Below are 22,055 nucleotides of genomic sequence, written 5' to 3'. Positions count from 1 at the left end.
GACCGGCGGGTAGGAACGGCCGCCGTCAAACGTCGCATGTCCGGGCGGACAGGGCCGCTCGGACGTCCGCGTTCATCTCCGCCAGCCGCGTGGTCAGCTCGAGGACCTTTTCGTCGTCCCAGTCACCGAGCGCGCGCTCCATGAACTCCAGATACCCGGCCCGCCTGCGGCCCAGTTCCGCACGCCCGCGCTCGGAGATGCTGATGATCGACGCGCGGCCGTCCTCGGGCGCGGGACGGCGGTCCACCATCCCCGCCGCGGACAGCTGGGAAATTTGACGGCTTATGACCGAAAGGTCCACAAAGCGTCGTTTGGCCAATTCCGAAGGGCGCGCCTCGCCGTGCTTCGCCAGGTCCGACAGCAGCATCGCGGCCGCCGGGTGCAGGCCGGGGTCGTCCTGCCAGGCCTGCATTGTCCAGGCGTGCTGTAGCTGGGAGGCGGCCTTCAACTCACGCATCAGTTCGACCCTGGCGTCGTCGGCGGAGCTCATCGGTGCCTCCTGGCTACTTGTACGGTACAACTTTATTCGGCGACACTTGCGTAAGACAACTATTTACCTCGTGAGATCCCCCACTGCCGACCGGTTTCGAGTACACCCGTCCGGAGCAACGATGCGGGCAAAAGGCCTCTCGGCAGCTAGTCTCGCGAGCGAGCCGGAACCAGCCGACCGGCCCGACAGCCACCGACCGGAGAGGTGAATGATCCGTGAATTCTTCTCCAGTGGACCCTCGTTCGTGAACCTGGGGAACCGTCTTCCGGCATGCGCTACCCGATCAGCGACTCCCAGCCCGTGACGGCCGACGCGGTCAGCCCGGTCCCGCGGTCCTCGGCGCCGCGCGAAGCCCCGCCCGCGGTCACCGCGATGGTGCGGCTCATCCGGGACACCTGGGCGAAGTCGGAGCCCTTCATCCCGGAGATCTCCCAGTTCTTCTACGGGATGCTGTTCACCCTCGCGCCGGCGACCCGCGACTTCTTCCCGATCAACATGGAGGTCCAGCGCGGCAGGCTGGTCCGCGCGCTGGTCCACATCGTGCAGATGGTCGACCGGCCCGACGACCTCGTGCCGTTCCTGACCCAGCTCGGCCGCGACCACCGCAAGTTCGGCGTCATCCCGCGGCACTACGAGGCCGTCGGCACGGCGCTGCTCGCCTCGCTGAAGAACCACCTCGGTCCGGACTGGACACCGGAGGTCGAACGGGCCTGGGCGGAGGCGTTCACCATCGTCGCCCGCGCGATGCAGGAGGCAGCCGCGGCCGACGTCAACCCGGCGTCGTGGTCGGCCACCGTGCTCGAACACCGGCGGCTCACCTGGGATCTCGCCCTGGTCCGCGTCCAACCCGAGTTCCCGGTGCCGTACCAGCCCGGTCAGTACATGAGCGTCGAAGTACCGCAGCGACCACGGCTCTGGCGCTACCTGTCGCCGGCGAACGCGCCGCGCGAGGACGGCGGCATCGAGTTCCACGTGCGCGCCGTCGACGGCGGCTGGGTGTCGCGCGCCATCGTCAGCCACACGCAGCCCGGCGACGTCTGGCGGCTGGGACCGCCGCTCGGCAGGCTGTCCATCGACCGGACCGACGGCCGCGACGTCCTGATGATCGCCGGCGGCACCGGCATCGCGCCGCTGCGCGCCATCCTGGACGACCTCGCGCAGTGGGGCGAGAACCCGAAGGTCCAGTTGTTCTACGGCGGACCGTCGCGTGAGGACCTTTACGACCTCGACGAGTTGCGCGCTCTCGCGGCCACGAACCCGTGGCTCACCGTGACGCCGGTGGTCGAACACGGTGAAGAGGCCCCCGGCTGCGTGCAGGGCACGCTCGCGGAAGCCGTTACCCAGCAAGGATCCTGGCCGGGGCACCGGATCCTCGTCGCCGGCTCGCCCGCGATGATCCGCGCGACGGTGTCCCGGATGCTGGTCGCGGGCAGCGCGCTCGACCAGATCGCGTATGACCCCTTCACCATCGACTAGGCGCTGTCCGAATGCGATTCCACAATGGGGATCAGTCACCGGACGCATACCGTTACGTGACCCGGTAATCACGGAGAAAAACCCACCCGATCGGCGGATCACGCTTTCCGGCCCCCGTGGCGAAAAACCCTGGTGAGCAAGGAAAATCCCGTCTTCTTGATCACCTTTACTTAGTGCCAGACGGTGTTGACGGCGCGTATATCGTTTGCTCCGTTCGAGCGGGAAACAACCATTCGTGGATGCTTTCGCGACGTTCGGGCATACAGTCGGGACCCCTCGGGGGAACACGAGCACGATGACATCGGGTCTGGAGAATATGCCCGATCCAACTGGAGAAAATCGTTCACCCATGACTGCCGAAACAGTGAAGTACGAGCATCCGCCGAGTCCGTCGAGATCTTCACCGATTCCCGTTCCACCCTTGATCGAAACACCGTCGGCGGACAAGACCGTCGCGATGGCCAAGCTCATCAGGGAGAGTTTCGCCGCCGTCGAAACGAAGGCCGAGGAGCTGTCCCAGTACTTCTACGGCGTGCTCTTCTCCGTTTCGCCGGATGCCAGGGCGTTGTTCCCGATCAACATGGCCACGCAGCGAAATCGTTTGCTGCGCGCACTCGTCTACGTCGTCCAGATGGTGGACCGGCCGGACGAGCTGGCCACGTTCCTCGGTCAGCTCGGCCGTGACCACCGGAAGTTCGACGTCGTCGGCCGCCATTACGACGCCGTCGGCGTCGCGCTGATCGCCGCGTTGAAAAGGTTCCTGAAGGACGACTGGACACCGGAACTGGAAGACGCCTGGGTCACCGCGTACGGCGTCATTTCGAAGCACATGCGCGAGGCCGCGAACAAGCAGACCGGGCCCGCGTGGTGGAAGGCGACCGTCATCGAGCACCGCCTCGCCTCCCGCGACGTCGCCGTGGTCAAGGTGCGCACCGACCAGCCGCTCCCGTACCGGGCCGGCGGCTACGTCAGCGTCGAAGTCCCGCAGCGGCCGCGCATGTGGCGATACTTCTCGCCCGCCACCGCGCCGCACCAAGACGGAACGATGGAGTTCCACGTGCACGCCGTGCGCGGCGGCTGGGTCTCGCGCGCGATCGTCCACCACACCCGGTTCGGCGACGTCTGGCGCCTCGGCCCGTCGCTCGGCGCGCTTTCGGTGAACCACACGGAACGCCGCCCGCTGCTGATGATCGGCGGCGGCACCGGCATCGCGCCGCTGCTCGCCCTGCTCGACGACATGTCGCGCTGGACGAACAACCCGCCGGTGCACCTGTTCTTCGGCGGCCGCCGTCCGGAAGACCTCTACGCCCTCGACGAACTCCGCGGGCTCACCGTCACCTGCCCTTGGCTGACGGTGACCCCGGTGACCGAGGAAGGCACCATCGCCGGCGGCGACCGCGGCACGCTGGCCACGGCGGTCACCCAGCGCGGCGCTTGGAAGGAGCGCGACGTGTACGTCGCCGGGTCACCGCCGATGATCCGGGCGACGATCGCGAAACTGCTCGCCGCGGGCACCGACCTGGAGCGGATCAAGTACGACCCCTTCACCCTGGACTGAGCCGACGCGTCGTTCGTATTAGGCCGATCGGCTGTTCCCTCTGGGCTCGACGCAGCAGTAGGTCAGTGAATCATTGACCGCGGTCACCGGCGGATTTATGGTCTAGACCACATTGCTCCCCCTCACGGGAACACCGTCGTTCCATCCCCCAGGAGCCGGCATGACCGTCAAACGCAAGCTCGTGGCAGCCGCCGCCGGTGCGATCCTCGCCCCGATCGCCATCGTGGCCATCCCGCAGGTGGCCAGCGCCCATGGCTACGTACTGTCCCCGCCCAGCCGCCAGGCGAACTGCGCCCAAGGCAAGGTTTCCGGCTGCGGTGCCATCGTCTACGAACCGCAGAGCGTCGAAGGCCCCAAGGGGCTCCGCAGCTGCAACGGCGGCGTTCCCGGATTCGCCGAGCTCAACGACGAATCGAAGCCGTGGCCCGCCGCGTCGGTCGGCAACAGCGTGACCTTCAACTGGAAGTTCACCGCCTACCACCGGACCACGAACTACGAGTACTACATCGGTGGCACCAAGATCGCCGACATCAGCGGGAACAACTCCGCGCCGAAGGACCCGACGTCGCACACGGTGAGCCTGAACGGCTTCAGCGGCCGGCAGAAGGTGCTCGCCATCTGGAACATCGCGGACACGCCGATGGCCTTCTACAGCTGCATCGACCTGCAGATCGGCGGCGGCAACCCGCCCACGACGAGCAACCCGCCGACCACCAGCAACCCGCCCACGACGTCGAACCCGCCGACCAGCACCACCAACCCGCCCACCGGCGGCACCTGGGCGGCCGGGACGTCCTACGCGGTCGGCAACACGGTGACCTACGGCGGCGTCACTTACCGGTGCCAGATGGCACATACGGCGATCCAAGGCTGGGAGCCGCCGAACACGCCCGCGCTGTGGACACGGCAGTGAAGCTGGCCCTCGTTCTCGTCGCCGGTCTCGTGGCCCTCGCGGGCTGCGGGGCCGGCGACGGCTCACCGCCCAACGCCGGCGCCCCGATCTCCCCGGTCCCCCAGTCGGCGGGGGCGTCCGCGGAGTACAACGACGCCGACGTGATGTTCCTGCAGATGATGATCGCCCACAACAACCAGGGCGTGGAGATCGTCAAACTGGTGAAGGCCAAGCAGGGGCAGAAGCAGGAGCTGACGAATCTCGCGGCCGCCATCGAGGCGACGCAGCAGACCGAGACCACCGACATGCGGAACTGGCTGAAGGCCTGGGGCAAACCCGAGACGGGTTCGGCGGATCCGCACGCGCACCACCATCACGGTGGCGACGGACTCACCGACAAGGGCCTCCTCGAAGCACTGTCCAAAAAGGATGGTGCGGAGTTCGGCCTCGACTTCGCCGACATCTTCGTCGCGCACCAGCACAACGGGGTCGCCCTGGCGAGGACCGAGCTGAAGGACGGCAAGAACCCGGAGGCGAAAGCGCTGGCCCAGCGGATCATGGACTCGCGCACCGGCGAGGTCCAGCAGATCCGGACCCTGGTGCCCGGCCAATAACGCCATTCAGTCCTCTGAATGCGGGGTAAGGCGACCGCGTCGCGCTGGGCTCAGGCTCCGCCACCTCCGCCTTGCGGAGAAGTACATGAAGGCCCCCTTCCTGCACCTAGGCGCGAGGAAGGGGGCCTTCATGTACTTGGCAAGGTGCTGCCGCGGTGGCGTTCCGGACCCCATGCAGCAGGTACCTCAAAGGTGACCCGGAGCATTCAGAGGACTAATTGCGTTTTCTGGGCTTCCAGACCACGAGCGCCGTCTGCTGCCGCAAGGGAACGAGATCCTTGCGGTAGGAGGCGTGCACGGCCGCGGCCGTCTGTTCGGCGGCGACGTACGCCGCCGTGAGCTCTTCGGTCAGTTCGGCGATTCGCGCGCGGAGCGCGTCGACCTGGTTCTCCAGCTCGATGATCCGCTTGATGCCCGCGAGGTTGACACCGTCCTCTTGGGACAGTCGCTGCACTTCGCGCAGCAACGCGATGTCCCGCATCGAGTAACGCCGTCCACCGCCGGAGGTCCGGCCCGGCGACACGAGACCCTGGCGGTCGTAGGACCGCAGGGTCTGCGCGTGCAGGCCGGAAAGCTGCGCCGCCACCGAAATGACGAACACCGGGGTGTCCTCGTCCGCACCGTGCGGCAGCCCGCCGAACATCGTGCTCACCTGCCTTCGAGAAGTTCGGTGATCTCCGGTCGCGGATCGTGATCGGCCATGGCCTCCGCGTAGGCCTCCAGCGCTTCACGAGCCTTGTCGTCCACTTTGGCCGGGATGGCCGCCTGCAGGGTGACCAGCAGATCGCCCTGCGAGCCGTCGCGTTTCGCGATTCCCTTGCCACGCACCCGGAGCACGCGACCGCTCGCTGTGCCCTGCGGCACCTTCAGCGAGACCTTGCCCTCAAGCGTCGGCACGGTGATCGTGCCACCGAGGGCCAGCTCCGTGAAGGAGACCGGCACGGTGATCGTCAGGTCGAGGTCCTTGCGCCCGAACACCGCGTGCGGAGCGACGTGCACGCGGACGTACAGATCGCCCGGCTGCGCGCCGCCACGGCCCGGTTCACCCTGGCCTGCCAGCCGGATCCGCTGGTCGTCGGCGACGCCCGGCGGGATCCGCACGGTCAGCGTGCGGGTGCGGGTGCTGATGCCCTCGCCCGCGCATTCCGGGCAGGGGTCGTCGATGATCGTGCCGCGGCCACGGCAGTCACGGCACGGCTCCGAGAACGCGAACGCGCCCTGGCTCCGGCTGACCAGCCCGCTGCCCTGGCAGGTCGCGCACGTCCTCGGGGAAGTCCCCGGCTTCGCGCCGTTGCCGCCGCAGGTGGAACAGGTCGCCGGGCTCGACAGCCGCAGCGGCAGGGTCGCGCCCTTGACCGCCTCGGCGAAATCGATCCGGACGTCGGTCTCCACGTCCGCGCCGCGCTGCGGCCGGTTCGCGGTGGCACCGGCAGCCGCGCCTCGGCGGCCGAAGAGCCCGCCGAGGATGTCGCCGAGACCGCCGAAGCCGCCCTGCTGCTGACCCGCCTGGCCGAAGATGTCGCCGACGTCGAAACCGCCGCCGCCACCGCCGCCGGCCCCCGGGAAGCCGAAGCCGCCGGGACCGCCGGAGCCGAAGAGGCGCCGAGCCTCGTCGTACTCCTTGCGCTTGGACGCGTCGGAAAGAACGCCGTACGCCTCGGAGACCGCCTTGAACTTCTTCTCGGCCTCCGCGTTGCCCGCGTTGGCGTCGGGGTGGTTCTCCTTGGCCAGCTTGCGGTAGGCCTTCTTGATCTCGTCCGCGGTGGCGTCGGAGGAGACGCCCAGCTCACGGTAGAAGTCCTTACCGATCCATTCCCGTGCACTCACCGAACGTCTCCTCCTTTCACGCCGTATCGCCGATCAGCGGTCGTTCTCATCGAAAAGTTCGCCCTCGAGCGGCAGCTCGCCGCCGACGGGCGGGTCCACCGGGGCGTCCTGCGCCGACGGCGCGGGAGCCGCGCCCGGCTCGTGGTCGGTGACCCCGACCAGCGCCGCGCGCAGCACGCGTTCGCCGAAGCGGTATCCGCGGCGCATGACCGTGGTGACCGTCGGCCCGGTGACGTCCGGCGACGTGCTGTGCTGGACCGCCTCGTGGACGCTCGGGTCGAAGGGCTCGCCCTCGGCACCGAACGGCTCGAGGCCCGACCGCTGCAGACTCCCGACCAGCTTCTCGCCGACCGCCTTGAAGGCGCCCGTCAGATCGCCGTGCTGCTCCGCGCGCTCGAGGTCGTCGAGCAGCGGGAGCAGATCGTTGACGACCGACGCCTTCGCGCCGGCGACGACCTGTTCGCGGTCGCGGTCCACGCGCTTCCGGTAGTTGGCGTACTCGGCCTGGAGACGCTGGAGGTCGGCGGTGCGTTCCGCCAGCTCCTTCTCCAGTCCGGTGGCCACCGACACGGAGTCGTCCACAATGGACTCCCCGAGGCCGGGGCCCGCGTGGACCGCGGGCTCCGGCTCGGTCTGCGCCGCAGGCGCCACCGGGTCCTCGGTCGGAGCGGCGTGCTTCGGACCATCCTTGGGCTCGGTCGCCGGGGCGGCCGATCGGACCTCACCGGTCAGCGGATCGATCCGCCTACGGTCCCGCACGACCACCGGTTCGTCCGGGCCCCGGCCCTCGGTTTCGTCGTAGCGTCCGGTCACTTCTTGTCCTTCTCGTCCTCTTCGACGATCTCGGCGTCGACGACGTCGTCCGCCTTGGCCTGCGAACCGGCACCCGAGCCCGCCGCACCGGCGGCGCCATCACCGGCGGCACCTTCGGCGCCCGGGGTGGCGTTGGCGTAGAGCGCGGTGCCCAGCTCCTGCGAAGCCGTGTTCAGCTTCTCGATGGACTCGCGGATCTTCGCCGAGTCGGTGCCCTTGAGCGCCTCGTTGGCCTCGTCGATCGCGGACTTCACCTTGCCCTTGAGCTCGTCGGGCAGCTTGTCCTCGTTGTCCTTGACGAACTTCTCGGTCTGGTAGACCAGCGTCTCCGCCTGGTTGCGGGTCTCCGCCTCCTCGCGGCGCTGCTTGTCCTCCTCTGCGTGCGCCTCGGCGTCCTTGACCATGCGCTCGATGTCGTCCTTCGGCAGCGCGGAGCCACCGGTGATCGTCATCGACTGCTCCTTGTTCGTGCCGAGGTCCTTCGCGAGGACGTGCACGATGCCGTTGGCGTCGATGTCGAAGGTGACCTCGATCTGCGGCACGCCACGCGGGGCGGGCGGGAGACCGGTCAGCTCGAACATGCCGAGCTTCTTGTTGTGCGCCGCGATCTCGCGCTCACCCTGGAACACCTGGATCTGCACCGAGGGCTGGTTGTCGTCCGCGGTGGAGAAGATCTCCGAACGCTTGGTCGGGATCGTGGTGTTGCGCTCGATGAGCTTGGTGAACACGCCGCCCTTGGTCTCGATGCCCAGCGAAAGCGGGGTCACGTCGAGCAGGAGGACGTCCTTGACCTCACCCTTGAGCACACCGGCCTGCAGCGCCGCGCCGACGGCGACGACCTCGTCCGGGTTGACGCCCTTGTTCGGCTCGCGGCCGCCGGTCAGCTCCTTGACCAGCTCGGACACGGCGGGCATCCGGGTGGAACCACCCACGAGCACGACGTGGTCGATGTCGCCGACGGCGACACCCGCGTCACGGATGACGTTGTTGAACGGCTTGCGGGTGCGCTCGAGCAGGTCCGAGGTGATCTTCTGGAACTCGGCGCGGGAGAGCTGCTCGTCGAGGAACAGCGGGTTCTTGTCCGCGTCCACCGTGATGTACGGCAGGTTGATGCTGGCCGAGTTCGAGCTGGAGAGCTCGATCTTCGCCTTCTCGGCGGCCTCACGGATGCGCTGGAGCGCCATCTTGTCCTTGGTGAGGTCGATGCCGTTGGACGACTTGAACTTGTCGACCAGCCAGGTGACGATGCGCTCGTCCCAGTCGTCACCGCCGAGGTGGTTGTCACCGGAGGTCGCGCGGACCTCGACGACACCCTCGCCGATCTCCAGCAGCGAGACGTCGAACGTACCGCCACCGAGGTCGAAGACCAGGATGGTCTGTTCCTTCTCGCCCTTGTCGAGGCCGTACGCCAGCGCCGCCGCGGTGGGCTCGTTGACGATGCGGAGCACGTTCAGGCCGGCGATCTGCCCGGCCTCCTTGGTGGCCTGCCGCTGCGCGTCCTCGAAGTAGGCGGGGACGGTGATGACCGCGTCGGTGATGGTCTCGCCCAGGTACGCCTCGGCGTCGCGCTTGAGCTTCATCAGCACGCGGGCGCTGATCTCCTGCGAGGTGTAGGCCTTGCCGTCGATCTCGGTCTTCCAGTCGGTACCGATGTGCCGCTTGACCGACCGGATGGTCCGGTCGACGTTCGTCACGGCCTGGTTCTTCGCCGGCTGGCCGGTCAGCACTTCGCCGTTCTTGGCGAAGGCGACGATGGACGGGGTGGTGCGGGAACCTTCCGAGTTGGCGATGACCGTCGGCTCGCCGCCCTCAAGGACAGCGACGACCGAGTTGGTCGTGCCGAGGTCGATGCCGACCGCTCGCGCCATGGTGTGATCCTCCTGCTAGTTCGTGACCTGCACGTTTCGGCCCACCTTGAGTGGGCTCAACGCAAGTTGTATCGGGATGATGGGGCTTCCGTCAAGCCGGACTTGAGTCACCCTCACTCAACCTTGCATCCGGCTCAACGTGCGGCACGGTCGTCTTGTTCCCGGATCTACCGGCAGACCGTGCCGGGAGCGGGTGTGACACCACTCACCAGGTACTTCACCTCTTCGGTGCGCACGCAGGCCGAGTTGAGCAGCCCCGTGTGCCCGTACCCGGCGTCGACCAGCAACGTCGAGTTCTCGATGTTCCGCGCGAGCCCCTTCGCCCACACCAGCGGCGTCGCCGGATCGTGTTCGCCGCCGACCACGAGGATCGGCGCCGCGCCCTGGACGCGCTGCGGCCGCGGCAGGTACGCCGAAGGCACCGGCCACCCCGCGCACCCGCTCGCCATGTCCCAGAACTCCGAGTACCGCCAGCCGTGCGGCGAGAGGGTCTTCACCAGTCCCTGCATCGCCAGCATGTCGGCGTAGGAGGTGAACGGCGAGCCGAAGTCGTGACAGCCGATCGCGCGATACGCGCCATAGGACGGGTCGAGCTGGGAGTACGGCAGCAGTCCGTCCGCGTTCCCCGCCGTCGCGGCCTCGATCGCCTTCGCGAGGTCCGGCCAGAACGCGGGAAGAATGAGGCTGCCGTAGACACCGGACGCCATCTCCTCGGCGGTCACCTTCCGCCCGAGCTGTTTCGACGGCACGCCGCCGGGCGTCCGCATCAGTGCGTCGTAAGCGGCGAGGACGTCCTTGCCGCGAAGCGCGCAGTCGGCCGACGTCGTGCACCACCGCGCGAAGTCCTTCAGCGCGCTTTCGGTCGCGATGGCCTCTTCGAGGACCGCCTGCCTGGTTGGCCGCGAGTGGTCGACGGCGCCGTCGAGCACCATCGTCCGGACGCGCTTCGGGTACTTCTCCGCGTATACGGCGCCGAGTTCGGAACCGTAGGAGACGCCGAGCCAGTTCACCTTCGGCTCACCGAGGGCGACCCGGATCGCTTCGATGTCGTCCGCGGCCCGCCAAGTGTCCACAGAGGACAATCCGGGCCCGGTCCTCTTCAGACATTCGCCGCCCGAAGCGCGGTTGTGCGCGAGAAGCTTGTCGTAGTCCGCGCGGCTCCGCGGAAAGCGGCTGATCGCCGGATCGTGCAGCCCCGGCCCGCAGGTGATCGCGGGCCTGCTGTCGCCGACGCCGCGCGGGTCGAACCCGATGACGTCGAACCGCTGCCGCACTTCGGCCATTTCCGGCTGGTCCAGCGCGAAACCGCGGCCGCCGTACTTGAGCACGGTGACCCCGGCGCCACCGGGACCGCCCGGATTCGTCAGCAGCGAGCCGATGCGGCGCGCGGGATCGGCCGCCGGCAGTTTCGCCAGCGCGATCGAAAAGCCGTCGCTCACCGGCAGACTCGCGCATTCCAGCGTCGGCGCGTACTCGGTCGCGCACGGCTTCCAGTCGATCCCGGACGCGGCGGACGCAGGCAGCGCGGAAAGCGGCAGCAGGGTCAGCGCGGTGATCGCGGCGAGCGTCTTCATACGGGCTTCACCGTGATCGAGCCGGTGCCGGCCTGGAGGTCCAGGACGTTCGCCGACCCCTGGTCCTGCCGGACACCGCCGGTCTCGACCTTGCCGACCTCCGCCTTCGCGCGGACCTGGTACGCGCCGTCCGGGACGGACACGACGACCTTGCCGACCTCCGCGTTCGCGGTGACCGCGCCGGGCTTCGCGAGACCGACCTCGATGTCCCCGGTGCCGGTGCGCAGGTTGACCGGCCCGGACGTGTTCATCACCTTGAAGTCGCCGACGTCGCCCTTCAGATCGACCGAGGCGGCGCGGGCGAGGGTGATCTTGCCGGTGCCGATGGACCCGGAGATCGCCAGCTCGCGCGGCACCACGACGTCGTAGTCCACGCCGCACTGCTGGCAGCCGCCGAGGACCAGCGTGCCGTTCTCGACGCTGTACGTCTTGCCGGGATTCTTGCCGTTATAAGTCACTTCGCGGCGCAGCGAGACGGGCGCGCCGTCCTCGACCCGCAGCGTCACCGCGCCGACCGGGACGTCCACCCGGATCGCGGTGACCTGCTCGGTGACGGGCGCGCCGTCACTCAGTTTCTGCTGGAATTCCCCTGTGCAGCCGACGATCCCGAAGGCGGTCAGCGCGCCGAGAGCGAGCGCGCCGAGGACGCGCTTTTCTTTGTTCCCCATGAGAAAGTGTTTCCCCCGATAAGTCCGTCAGGCCGCTTTGACCTTGACGCTTCCGCTGTCGGTGTTGAGATCGAGTTTGTGCTGGGCGGAACCGGACTGGTTCACGTCGATGTCGCGGCTGCCGCTGTCACTGGTGCCGGTGACGTTGTAGTCGCCTGCCGGAACGGTCACCTCCACCGAACCGCTGGCGGTCCGCGCCGCGACGTCGGCGCCCTTGACCAGTTCGAGTTCGATGCGGCCGCTGTCGGTGTGGGCATCGACGTTGCCGCCGAGCCGTTCCCCCTTGATGGCACCGGAAGCCGCCCGCACGGTGACGGCCTGCCCGATATTCGCCAGTTCGACGCGGCCCGCGTCGGACCGGACCTTGACGGTGCCCGGCACGTCGGCGACGGACACGGCGCCGGAATCGACCGTGACGTCCACAGTGGACACTCCGGCGATGTCGAGCGCACCCGAGTCCAGCTTGCCCGAGACCGGGATTCCGGCCGGGACCACCACGTCGTAGCGGACCTCGCAGGTGGTGCCGCACCCGGCCAGGACCAGCGTGTCGCCTTCCACGCGGAAGGAGTCGCCCGGCTTGTTCCAGCGGTACTCGAACTCCTGGTGGATCCGGACCGGCCCCTCGCCGGTGCGGATCTTGACCCCGCCCTCGTCATTGTCGATCCGCACGCTGCGAATCGGCTGGGTGACCTCCGAGGTGGCCTCCGCGTCGGACGGCCACCACCAGCCGAGGCCGGTGAGGACACCGACGCCGATCAACGCGATGCCTCCGATCGCGAGGAGTGGGCGCGCCATGGTCTTGAGTCCCTCCAGAGCAGGTTTTCGTGTAGCTCGACGCTAAGGGCAGCGCGGCGGGTTGGACATAGGGGTAACCCCCGGATTCGTCCCTGATCCCGCGCCGGGGTCCTCGGGGTCATAACCTGGCTCCGTCATCTGTTCGACGATCAGGAGGACGCATGCCGCAGGCACCCGATCCGTACGATTTCCTGCCCGATCTGCCTGCCTTCACCTTGAGCAGCACCGACATCGAGGAAGGCGGCTTCCTGCCGACGCCCCAGCTTTCCGGGATCTTCGGCGCGGGCGGCGAGGACCGTTCGCCGCAGCTGTCGTGGGAGGGCTTTCCCGAGGGGACCAAGAGCTTCGCCGTGACCTGCTACGACCCGGACGCCCCGACGGCGAGCGGGTTCTGGCACTGGGCGGTTTTCGACATCCCGGCGTCGGTGACGGCGCTGGCCGCGAACGCGGGCGACGAGACGGGCTCCGGCCTTCCGGCGGGCGCTGTCACCCTGAAGGGGGACGGTGGCGTGAAGCGGTTCCTCGGCGCCGCACCGCCGCCCGGACACGGGCCGCACCGGTACATCTTCACGGTGCACGCCGTCGACGTCGAAAAGCTGGAAGTCGGCGAAGACGCTACGCCGGCTTTCCTTGGCTTCAACCTCTTCAGCCACGCCATCGCCCGGGCGTCGCTCACGGCCCTGCACGAGAACAAGGGCTGAACCGGCTTTCCGTGAAGGCCTCCTTCCCTACTCTCAGGGTAGGCAAGGAGGCCTTCACGGACTTTGGCCGCTCTCGCTAGACCTGCCCGTTCGCCCGCGTCCGCTCCATGTACTGCCCCTCGGGCGGGTCGCCGAAGCCGAACCGCCGGTACAAACCGTGCGCGTCGGCGGTGTGCAGCATCCACCGGAACTCCGCACCCGGTCCGTTGTCGATCATCTCCCGGACCAGTTCCTTGCCGAGCCCCGCGCCGCGCGCCTCGTCGACGACGAAGACGTCCGCGAGGTACGCGCTGCCGATGGTGTCCGAGAACGCCCGCNGCGCCTCGTCGACGACGAAGACGTCCGCGAGGTACGCGCTGCCGATGGTGTCCGAGAACGCCCGCGTGAACCCGACCAGCCGGCCGCTCGAAGTCTCGTACGCGCCGACGACCCGCCACGCGTTCCTGAAGACCTTCTCGACCAGCTCGCGGTCTCGCCACTTGCCCCAGTAGACCTCGGTGGACAGGCATTTCCACACCACGTCGAGGTCCATCCGTGCCGGGTCGTCGTCCAGTTCGTATGCGCCGACAGTCCTCATGATCCGAACGCTACCCAGCAGGTCAACGAGGTTTCAGCAGGTAGTCCACCACCGGCCGCAGCTCCTCCGCGGACGGCGGTTCATCGTCGATGAGGCCCTGGATCAGCAGGCCGTCGATCCCGGCGAGGAACACCCGGAACGCGACCTCGTCGTCGTGCCGGACCATCGAGGTGAGCACGTCCAGCCAGCGCCGGGCGGCGGGCCGCAGTTCGGGTTTGCGCGCGGCCAGCAGGTACAGCTCGTACTCCGCCATCGTCCGCCCGCGACGCGGGCCCAGCGCCTCCGCGAGCAGGCCGGCGACCTCTTCCGCGCCGCGGCTGCCGCGCGAGCGGGCGCGGTCGATCATCCAGTAGACCTCGGTCGCCATATCCCTCGCGCAGGAGATGAGGGTGGCGATCAGCAGGTCGTCGAGACTCGAGAAGTGATAGGTGGTCGAAGCCGTCGGCACGCCCGCCTCGGCGGCGACCGTCCGGTGGGTGACGCCGGCGACGCCGTCGCGTTCGATCACCCGCAGCGCGGCCGCGATGATCTCCTCGCGCCGCTTCTCGCCCCTGGCCTTCCGGCCGTCGACCTGGATCTTCACTTAATGTGCGCCTCCTGCCTCGATCAACACGACACCGCCGATCACCAGCACCAGCCCGGCGATCACGGACAGGTTGACCGGCTCCTTGAAGAACACGATGCCGACGGCCGCCACCAGCGCGACCCCGGCCGCGGCCCAGATCGCGTAGGCGATGCTCACCGGCACGCCCGCCTTCAGCACGTAGGCGAGCGCGACGAACGCGACGGCGTATCCCACGACCACGACGATCGACGGGCCCACCTTGCTGAAGCCTTCGGAAAGTTTCAACGACACCGTCGCGGACACCTCCGCGGCGATGGCCAAAGCGAGGAGAAGGTACGCACCCATGTCACAAAAACTACCTGGACGATCGTCTTAAAACAAAGAGAGGCGTACACCACATCGGTGGGACTTGGGCGCGGTCAGTGGGTTACCCATCAGTAAGAAGCATTAGTCTGCCCGAACCACCACACGCTTCACTCGGACGAAAGGCACCCGAAGATGGGCGCTGTACAGCTGACGCTCGGCGGGATCGCGGTCCTGCTCGGCGTCGTCGCCTGGGGAATGTTCTTCGCGACCATCGCCCGCTTCGTGCGGGTGATCCGCCTCGGTCAGCCGGACTCGACCCGCAACGGCCCGTTCATCCCGCGCATGAAGACCCTGATCAAGGAATTCGCCGCGCACACCCGCATGAACAAGGTCAAGAGCGTCGGCCCGGCGCACTGGCTGGTCATGTGGGGCTTCCTCATCGGGTCGCTCGCCCTGTTCGAGGCGTACGGCGAGGTCTTCGTCCCGACGTGGGGCTGGCCCATCCTCGACGACTGGTCGCTGTTCCAGCTGCTCATGGAGCTGCTCGGGGTCGGCACCATCGTCGGCATCCTGGTGCTGATCTGGATCCGGCAGAAGAACCACCCGCGTCGCGCCGACCGGCAGTCCCGTTTCCAGGGCTCCAACTTCAAGTGGGCGTACTTCATCGAGGCCGTCGTGCTCATCGAGGGCATCGGCATCATCGGCGTCCGCGCCGCGAAGTCCGCGCTGAACGTCCACGAAACCCCGATCTGGGCCGCGTTCGTCTCGCACCCGATCGGTGAGCTGCTGCCCGCCAGCCCGGACCTGGTGTCGGTGTTCGCGTTCGTCAAGCTGATGAGCGCCACGATCTGGCTGATCGTCATCGCGCGCACGATGACCATGGGCATCGCCTGGCACCGGTTCAGCGCCTTCTTCAACATCTACTTCAAGCGCGAGGACGACGGCGGCGTCGCGCTGGGCGCGCTCAAGCCGATGATGAGCAACGGCAAGGTGCTCGACCTCGAAGAGGCGGACCCGGACGAGGACACCTTCGGCGTCGGCAAGATCGAGGACTTCAGCTGGAAGGGCTGGCTGGACTTCTCCACCTGCACCGAATGCGGCCGCTGCCAGTCGCAGTGTCCCGCGTGGAACACCGGCAAGCCGCTTTCGCCGAAGCTGCTCATCACACAGCTTCGCGACCACGCCTACGCGAAGGCGCCGTACCTGCTCGCGGGCGGCAAGCGCGACATGGCCGGTGACGAGGTCGGCTTGTCCGGCGACAACATGTACGCCGGTATCGACGTCCTCGCGATCGCGGAGTCCCAGAAGGCCCTCATCGGCGACGACGGTGGCGTCATCGATCCCGAGGTGCTGTGGTCCTGCACTTCCTGTGGAGCGTGTGTCGAGCAGTGCCCGGTGGACATCGAGCACGTCGACCACATCGTCGACATGCGCCGCTACCAGGTGATGATCGAGTCCGCGTTCCCCAGCGAGCTCAACGGGATGTTCAAGAACCTGGAGAACAAGGGCAACCCGTGGGGCCAGAACGCCAAGGACCGGCTCGCCTGGACCGAGGACCTGGACTTCGAGGTGCCGGTGTTCGACGGCGACCTCGGCGACACCGAGTACCTCTTCTGGGTCGGCTGCGCCGGCGCGTTCGAGGACCGCGCTAAGAAGACCACGCGGGCCGTCGCGGAGCTGCTGCACATCGCCGGCGTCAAGTACACCGTGCTCGGCTCCGAGGAGTCCTGCACGGGTGACCCGGCTCGCCGCGCGGGCAACGAGTTCCTGTTCCAGATGCTGGCGCAGCAGAACGTCGAGATCCTGAACTCGGTCTTCGAGGGCCGCGAACGCAAGGCGCGCAAGGTGGTCGTCACCTGTGCCCACTGCTTCAACACCCTCGCGAACGAGTACCCGGAGCTGGGCGGCCAGTTCGACGTCGTGCACCACACGCAGCTGCTCAACCGCCTGGTGCGGGAGAAGCATCTGACCCCGGTGGCCCCGGTCGCCGAGGACGTCACCTACCACGACCCGTGCTACCTGGGCCGCCACAACAAGGTCTACGACGCTCCTCGTGAGCTCGTCGGCGCTTCGGGCGCGCAGCTGCGCGAAATGCCGCGGCACGGCGACCGCTCGATGTGCTGTGGTGCCGGTGGCGCGCGGATGTGGATGGAAGAGAAGATCGGCAAGCGGATCAACGTCGAGCGCGTCGACGAAGCGCTCGGCACCGCCCCGTCGAAGATCGCGACCGGTTGCCCGTTCTGCCGCGTGATGCTCACCGACGGCGTCACGGCGCGCCAGAGCGACGGACAGGCGAGCGAGAAGGTCGAGGTCGTCGACGTCGCCCAGTTGCTGCTGACCGCCGTCAAGCGGAAGCCGGAGCCGCAACTGGTTCCGGCGGGAGCGCCCTCTTTGGACGCCGTCTCGGACGCCGAACTCGACGGAAAGGCCGACGTGCCCACCGACGAAACGGCCACCGGAACCCCGCTTCCGGAGGAAGACAAGTAGAACGTCACAACCGGAGGGGACATTCTCTCGCACATAATGCGAGANGGCCAGCTGCGCGCCGGCGAGACCGCGATGGGAGGCCGTCCCGATGTAGGACTCCAGCGCTCCCCCCCCCTCTTGTTTTATGGCGTACGGACCATTCGGTCCCGTTACCCGTTCGGCGGTACACCGTGGCGATAGGCTGCAGCGGATACAAAAAAAGGGGGCGAGGAATCGATGGGCAACCGGCACGAACTCCGCTCGATCAAGGAGCACCGGCTCGCGATGCCGGGATCACCGACCGTTCGCCCACCGGCCCGCGTCCCTTCGTCCGCGGCATTCGCCAGGATGACACAGGAAGCGACCATCCCCAGCATCCCGGCCGCCCGGCGGCCGCCGCGGCAGGAACGTCGTCGCACGCGCGTCCGCCCGTACGTCCGCACGGGCGGACGCACCCAGTCCAAACGAAACTTCGCGATCGAAGCGATGATTTCCGTCCGGAACGACGCGCCGTGGAACGCGCCGGGGTTCAGCGTCGAATTCCATTCCGTGAGATCGCTCTGCCGACGTCCTACTTCGGTCGCCGAAGTAGCCGCGTCACTAAGCGTTCCGCTCGGCGTTGCAAAGGTCCTTTTGGGTGATATGGCCGAACTCGGTTTGGTCACCGTTCATGAAACGCAAGCTGAATTCGACGGTCATCCGGCACTCGCCTTGATGGAACGCGTCCTGCAGGGATTGCGTCGCCTGTGAGATCACCGCACTCGCACTACGCTACGCGAGGTGAGTGAAGAATCCGGTGACGAAAGCACCCTGACCGTGGTGCTGGCGGGTGGGGTCAACCTCGCCATCGCCGTGCTGAAACTGATCGCCGGGATCATCACCGGCTCCGGCGCGATGCTGTCGGAAGCCGCGCACTCGGTGGCCGACACGATCACCGAAGTCCTCCTGTTGACCGCGCTGAAACGGTCGGACCGGCCCGCCGACCGCGTTCACCCGTTCGGCTACGGCAAGGAACGGTACTTCTGGTCGCTGCTCGCGGCGGTGTCGATCTTCGCCTCAGGCGCGATGTTCGCGCTCTACGAAGGCTTCTCGACGGTCTTCGGCGAAGCGACCGAGCAGACCGACCCGATCGTCGGCTACGTCGTGCTCGCGATCGCGTTCGCCCTCGAATCCGTCTCGTGGTTCCAGGCCGTGCGGCAGGTGCGGCGCGACGCCGCCGAGTCGGGTCAGAAGGTCTCGGTCTATCTGCGGATGATCGACGACCCGGCGCCGAAGACCGTGCTGTTCGAGGACTCGGCCGCGCTGATCGGCCTGCTGCTCGCGTTCGCCGGCATCGGGCTGCACCAGCTCACCGGCTCGCATGTCTGGGACGGCGCGGCGTCGATCGCGATCGGTGTCCTGCTCGCGCTGGTCGCCTACATGCTGGGGCGCACCAACCGCGGCCTGCTGATCGGCAGGCAGGCGGATCCGAGGCTGGTGCGCGGGGTGCGGGATCACCTGATGGGCGCACCCGAGATCGAGGCCGTCGTCGACCTGCAGACCATGCTGATGGGCACCGACCAGGTGCTCGTCTGCGCCCGCGTCGACTTCGACGATTCACTCGGCGCCGCGGAGGTCGAACGCGCCTGCGTCCGGATGGCGGCCGAACTGGCGGAGGCCTTCGGCGACGTCACCGAGGTGTTCATCGAACCCGTCCCGCGCACGGACGCCGAGCTGCGCGCGGCCGTGCTCGCCCGCTACGGCGACTGGGGCAAGGGTCAGTAGCCGAAGTTCTGCGTCCAGTACATGCCCTTGGTGTTGACGCCGACACCGATCTTCTTCAGCTTGCAGTTGAGGATGTTCGCGCGGTGCCCCTCGGAGTTCATCCAGGCGTCCATCACCTTGGCGGCGTTCGACTGGCCCTTGGCGATGTTCTCGGCACCGGGCTTGTCGTAGCCGGCGGCGCGGATGCGCTGGTCGAACGTGACGCCTTCCGGTGTCGTGTGCGAGAAGTAGTTGCGGGCCGACATGTCGTCGCTGTGGCCCTGCGCGGCGGCGGCGAGATGCGACTCGTTGCTCACCGGTGAGCAACCGGCGTCGGCGCGCTCGGCGTTGACGAGGTCGATGACCTGCCCGGCGAGCGAGCTGTCCTGCGAACGAGGCGTCTCCTGCGCCTTGCTCGGAGTGGGCTTGGGAGCCTCGGAGGTCTGAGCGGGGGGCTCGGCCGCGGCGGAGGACGAACTCGGCGGCGCGGAGGAAGACGTGGGGGCGGCCGAAGACGACGTCGGGGCAGGCGAGCCGGACACGGGGCCGCCAGGGGCCGGAGCGGACGTCTGGCCGAAGTAGGCGGGAGGCTTGGCGAGCGCGTCACCGGACCTGCCCTTGGTGTCGGGCACGCTCAACGAGAGGTTGCTCAGCGCGGTGCCCTGGAACCGATCGGTCACCATCAGGTAGCTCGCGCTGGCGATCACCCCGCCCAGCAGGACACTGAGCGTGACAAGCAGTAACCGGCTTCGTGTTCTATTGGGGGACACGGGGCCGAAAACTATCACGAACTGGTTACGGCAATACCCCCGAAAGTAGTAATACGGTCAGCGGCCGAGACGGCCTGTGGAGTCGCGCGTGATCGCCGTCGCGTCGGCGAGGAACCTGATCACGGTCTCCAGCTCACCGTCCGCGTAGTTCTCGCAGGCCTCACGGACCGACTTCACCAGGTGATCCCACAGCGGCGCGACCGAGGCCATCATCGCCCCGTCGATCTCGATGAGGACCTTTCGCCGGTCCTCGGGATGCGGTTTCCGGGTGACGATCCGCTTGCTCTCGAGCCTGTCGATGAGCGCGGTGATCGAGGCCGGCGCGAGCCCTGAGAGTCGCGAAAGCGCCTTCGGTGTCTGGGGCCCGAAGCGGGCGAGGTAGTCGGTCACCTTGCTTTCGACGGCGGAAAGACCGCGCTGCTCGGCGATCGCGGTGTGGAACATGACCGTCTCCGTCGACAGCGCTCGCGCTCCACCGAGGACTCGTTCGATCAGTTCCGCCCGCTCGCTTGACACGTCGACCAGTCTAGCGGAGTCTTTAGTTCGACAGAACGAATTAGTTTCTAAGATATTCGATGGGGTGAACAACATGGCGAAGGTACTGATCGCCGGCGGGGGTATCGCGGGCACGATCACGGCGATCGCACTGCACGAGACGGGCCACGAGCCGGTGATCCACGAGGCGTACGGCCGGAACGCCGAGGGCGTCGGCGCGTTCCTGACCCTCGCGGTGAACGGACTCGACGCGTTGGGCCCACTGGGATTGAAAGGCCTGGTCAAGGGCCTGGGATTCGACACACCACGGATCAGGATGCGGCTGGGCGACGGCCGCGAACTGGCCGACCTCGCGCTCGGCGGAAAGCTCGAGGACGGCACCGTGAGCCAAACCGTGCTGCGCTCCGACCTGTACATCGGGCTTCGCGACGAAGCCGTCAGACGCGGCATCGAGATCCGCTACGGCAAGCGTCTGGCCGACGCGCGCGAGACCGCTTCGGATGTACTCGCGACCTTCGAGGACGGCTCGACGGCCGAGGGCGACCTGCTGATCGGCGCGGACGGGCTCCGCTCGCGGGTGCGGACGATCATCGACCCGCGGGCGCCGTCACCGCGCTACGTGCCGCTGCTGAACACCGGCGGGGTGGCCGAGGGCCTGCGGCTGGACGACGAACCCGGCGTCATGCACATGACGTTCGGCAAGCGGCTGTTCTTCACCCACATCGTCCACCCGGACGGCGGCGTCTGGTGGTTCGCGAACGTGCCCCGGAAGCATGAGCCGTCTCCGGCCGACCTCGCCGTGCCGACCACCTGGCGAGAGGACCTGATCCGGCAATTGGCGGTGGACCGCACCCCGGCCGTCGAAATCGTGCGCGCGACGCGGGAGATCTACCGGCCGTGGGCGACGTACGACTTCCCGAGCGTGCCGGCCTGGCGGACGGACCGGATGGTCATCCTCGGCGACGCCGCCCACGCGACCTCACCGGCGGCGGGGCAAGGCGCCGCGATGGCCATCGAGGACGCCGTCACGCTGGCGCGATGCCTGCGCGACGTGCCCTCGATCCCGAAGGCGCTCGCCGTCTACGAAGGACTGCGACGCGAGCGCGTCGAAGCCGTCGTCGAGCGCGGCAAGCGCAACGGCGACTCGAAAGCGGCAGGGCCTATCGGACGGGTGATCCGGGACTTCTTCCTCACGCGGGCGTTCAAGAACCTGCCGGAGGAGGATCCGAACGCCTTCATGTGGCGGCATCGGATCGACTGGGAAGCCCCGGTGGCTTAGCGCCAGGTGTCGACGCGGTGGAAGTTCTTGTACGCGCGGCTCGGGGTCGGCCCCCGCTGCCCCTGGTAGCGCGAACCGGCCTCGTTCGAGCCGTACGGGAACTCCGCCGCGCTGGACAGGCGGAAGATGCAGAGCTGACCGATCTTCATCCCCGGCCAGAGCGTGATCGGCAGGTTCGCCACGTTCGACAGCTCGAGGGTGATGTGGCCGGAGAAGCCCGGGTCGATGAAGCCCGCGGTGGAATGCGTGAGCAGCCCGAGGCGGCCGAGGGAGGACTTGCCCTCCAGACGGCCGGCGAGGTCGTCGGCGAGCGTGACGGTCTCGTAGGTGGAGCCGAGGACGAACTCGCCGGGGTGGAGGACGAAGGGGTCTTCGCCCTCCTTCTCGACCAGCGAGGTCAGCTCGTCCTGCTGGAGCTGCGGGTCGATATGCGTGTACTTGCTGTTGTCGAACACGCGGAAGTAGCGGTCGAGTCGCACGTCGATGCTCGACGGCTGGACCATCGTCGGGTCGAACGGGTCGACGCCGAGACGGCCGGCGTCGAGCTCTTTACGGAGGTCACGGTCGCTGAGGAGCAC

23 protein-coding genes are annotated in these 22,055 nt (G+C 67.8%); 9 read left to right on the top strand and 14 right to left on the bottom strand.

Translation table 11 applies throughout. The features are described from left to right. Positions 1-25 precede the first annotated feature (25 nt). Positions 26-490 carry a MarR family winged helix-turn-helix transcriptional regulator gene (locus LCL61_RS07555; protein ID WP_340686178.1) on the bottom strand — a complete coding sequence of 155 codons (465 nt, stop codon included), beginning with the start codon at positions 488-490 and terminating at the stop codon, positions 26-28. Between the two features lie 270 nt (positions 491-760). On the opposite strand from LCL61_RS07555, the gene LCL61_RS07550 reads away from it, so the two are divergent. The 4 genes from LCL61_RS07550 to LCL61_RS07535 all read left to right on the top strand — a co-directional run bounded on the left by LCL61_RS07550 (position 761) and on the right by LCL61_RS07535 (position 5,030). After that, positions 761-1,966, top strand: coding sequence for a globin domain-containing protein (locus tag LCL61_RS07550; protein ID WP_340686177.1), 1,206 nt, complete (start codon positions 761-763; stop codon positions 1,964-1,966). A gap of 457 nt (positions 1,967-2,423) precedes the next feature. Next, complete coding sequence (locus LCL61_RS07545; protein ID WP_340688520.1) at positions 2,424-3,524, top strand: globin domain-containing protein; 1,101 nt, start codon at positions 2,424-2,426, stop codon at positions 3,522-3,524. Between the two features lie 160 nt (positions 3,525-3,684). Continuing rightward, positions 3,685-4,437, top strand: a complete 753-nt coding sequence (locus tag LCL61_RS07540) for a lytic polysaccharide monooxygenase (RefSeq protein WP_340686176.1) — start codon at positions 3,685-3,687, stop codon at positions 4,435-4,437. Next, entirely contained in the window at positions 4,422-5,030 is a 609-nt protein-coding gene (locus LCL61_RS07535) for a DUF305 domain-containing protein (protein ID WP_340686175.1), read from the top strand. Before LCL61_RS07540 ends, LCL61_RS07535 begins: the two co-directional genes overlap by 16 nt. Positions 5,031-5,244: 214 nt before the next feature. Here the strand turns inward: LCL61_RS07535 and LCL61_RS07530 are convergent, their stop codons facing one another. From LCL61_RS07530 to LCL61_RS07500, 7 genes are all read right to left on the bottom strand, one after another. Beyond that, a complete protein-coding gene (locus LCL61_RS07530) occupies positions 5,245-5,673 on the bottom strand; it encodes a heat shock protein transcriptional repressor HspR (RefSeq protein WP_340688519.1) in 429 nt (142 codons plus the stop codon). Between the two features lie 5 nt (positions 5,674-5,678). Continuing rightward, a complete protein-coding gene (gene dnaJ / locus LCL61_RS07525; RefSeq protein ID WP_340686174.1) occupies positions 5,679-6,857 on the bottom strand; it encodes a molecular chaperone DnaJ in 1,179 nt (392 codons plus the stop codon). A 33-nt stretch (positions 6,858-6,890) separates the two neighbouring features. Beyond that, positions 6,891-7,670 (bottom strand): nucleotide exchange factor GrpE, encoded by a 780-nt coding sequence (gene grpE / locus LCL61_RS07520; protein WP_340686173.1) that lies wholly within the window; start codon positions 7,668-7,670, stop codon positions 6,891-6,893. Next, entirely contained in the window at positions 7,667-9,538 is a 1,872-nt protein-coding gene (gene dnaK, locus LCL61_RS07515; protein WP_340686172.1) for a molecular chaperone DnaK, read from the bottom strand. Before dnaK ends, grpE begins: the two co-directional genes overlap by 4 nt. Before the next feature lie 167 nt (positions 9,539-9,705). Continuing rightward, the gene (locus tag LCL61_RS07510) at positions 9,706-11,112 is read right to left on the bottom strand and encodes an alpha/beta hydrolase (protein WP_340686171.1); all 1,407 of its coding nucleotides are present in this window, start codon (positions 11,110-11,112) and stop codon (positions 9,706-9,708) included. Further along, positions 11,109-11,780 carry a DUF4097 family beta strand repeat-containing protein gene (locus LCL61_RS07505; RefSeq protein ID WP_340686170.1) on the bottom strand — a complete coding sequence of 224 codons (672 nt, stop codon included), beginning with the start codon at positions 11,778-11,780 and terminating at the stop codon, positions 11,109-11,111. Before LCL61_RS07505 ends, LCL61_RS07510 begins: the two co-directional genes overlap by 4 nt. A 27-nt stretch (positions 11,781-11,807) precedes the next feature. Beyond that, positions 11,808-12,575, bottom strand: a complete 768-nt coding sequence (locus tag LCL61_RS07500) for a DUF4097 family beta strand repeat-containing protein (RefSeq protein ID WP_340686169.1) — start codon at positions 12,573-12,575, stop codon at positions 11,808-11,810. 161 nt (positions 12,576-12,736) lie between these two features. Here LCL61_RS07500 and LCL61_RS07495 point away from each other — a divergent pair, with 161 nt between their 5' ends. Beyond that, entirely contained in the window at positions 12,737-13,276 is a 540-nt protein-coding gene (locus LCL61_RS07495) for a YbhB/YbcL family Raf kinase inhibitor-like protein (protein ID WP_340686168.1), read from the top strand. A gap of 76 nt (positions 13,277-13,352) precedes the next feature. Here LCL61_RS07495 and LCL61_RS07490 read toward each other — a convergent pair whose 3' ends face one another. From LCL61_RS07490 to LCL61_RS07480, 3 genes are read right to left on the bottom strand one after another with little or no spacing between them, the layout of a single operon-like run. After that, on the bottom strand, positions 13,353-13,853 hold the full coding sequence (locus tag LCL61_RS07490; RefSeq protein WP_340686167.1) for a GNAT family N-acetyltransferase: 501 nt from the start codon (positions 13,851-13,853) through the stop codon (positions 13,353-13,355). 22 nt (positions 13,854-13,875) lie between these two features. Continuing rightward, complete coding sequence (locus tag LCL61_RS07485; RefSeq protein WP_016338154.1) at positions 13,876-14,436, bottom strand: TetR/AcrR family transcriptional regulator; 561 nt, start codon at positions 14,434-14,436, stop codon at positions 13,876-13,878. Continuing rightward, positions 14,437-14,763 (bottom strand): DMT family transporter, encoded by a 327-nt coding sequence (locus tag LCL61_RS07480; protein ID WP_125679527.1) that lies wholly within the window; start codon positions 14,761-14,763, stop codon positions 14,437-14,439. A 153-nt stretch (positions 14,764-14,916) separates the two neighbouring features. Between LCL61_RS07480 and LCL61_RS07475 the strand changes: the two genes are divergently transcribed. The 3 genes from LCL61_RS07475 (at position 14,917) to LCL61_RS07465 (ending at position 18,954) form a co-directional block, all read left to right on the top strand. After that, the gene (locus LCL61_RS07475; RefSeq protein WP_340686166.1) at positions 14,917-17,211 is read left to right on the top strand and encodes a (Fe-S)-binding protein; all 2,295 of its coding nucleotides are present in this window, start codon (positions 14,917-14,919) and stop codon (positions 17,209-17,211) included. Between the two features lie 216 nt (positions 17,212-17,427). After that, positions 17,428-17,940 carry a DUF742 domain-containing protein gene (locus tag LCL61_RS07470; RefSeq protein WP_425341984.1) on the top strand — a complete coding sequence of 171 codons (513 nt, stop codon included), beginning with the start codon at positions 17,428-17,430 and terminating at the stop codon, positions 17,938-17,940. A 30-nt stretch (positions 17,941-17,970) separates the two neighbouring features. Then, complete coding sequence (locus LCL61_RS07465) at positions 17,971-18,954, top strand: cation diffusion facilitator family transporter (RefSeq protein ID WP_340686164.1); 984 nt, start codon at positions 17,971-17,973, stop codon at positions 18,952-18,954. Here LCL61_RS07465 and LCL61_RS07460 read toward each other — a convergent pair. Beyond that, positions 18,948-19,640 carry a CAP domain-containing protein gene (locus LCL61_RS07460; RefSeq protein ID WP_340688518.1) on the bottom strand — a complete coding sequence of 231 codons (693 nt, stop codon included), beginning with the start codon at positions 19,638-19,640 and terminating at the stop codon, positions 18,948-18,950. The genes LCL61_RS07465 and LCL61_RS07460 overlap by 7 nt on opposite strands. A 120-nt stretch (positions 19,641-19,760) precedes the next feature. Beyond that, a complete protein-coding gene (locus LCL61_RS07455; RefSeq protein ID WP_340686163.1) occupies positions 19,761-20,219 on the bottom strand; it encodes a MarR family winged helix-turn-helix transcriptional regulator in 459 nt (152 codons plus the stop codon). Positions 20,220-20,292: 73 nt separating this feature from the next. On the opposite strand from LCL61_RS07455, the gene LCL61_RS07450 reads away from it, so the two are divergent. Beyond that, complete coding sequence (locus LCL61_RS07450; protein ID WP_340686162.1) at positions 20,293-21,477, top strand: FAD-dependent oxidoreductase; 1,185 nt, start codon at positions 20,293-20,295, stop codon at positions 21,475-21,477. Here LCL61_RS07450 and dcd read toward each other — a convergent pair. Beyond that, positions 21,474-22,055 carry a dCTP deaminase gene (gene dcd, locus LCL61_RS07445; protein ID WP_125679521.1) on the bottom strand — a complete coding sequence of 194 codons (582 nt, stop codon included), beginning with the start codon at positions 22,053-22,055 and terminating at the stop codon, positions 21,474-21,476. The genes LCL61_RS07450 and dcd overlap by 4 nt on opposite strands.

This window comes from Amycolatopsis coloradensis (assembly GCF_037997115.1).
GTDB lineage: Bacteria > Actinomycetota > Actinomycetes > Mycobacteriales > Pseudonocardiaceae > Amycolatopsis > Amycolatopsis coloradensis_A.
This window is presented reverse-complemented; position numbering and strand designations above follow the sequence as displayed.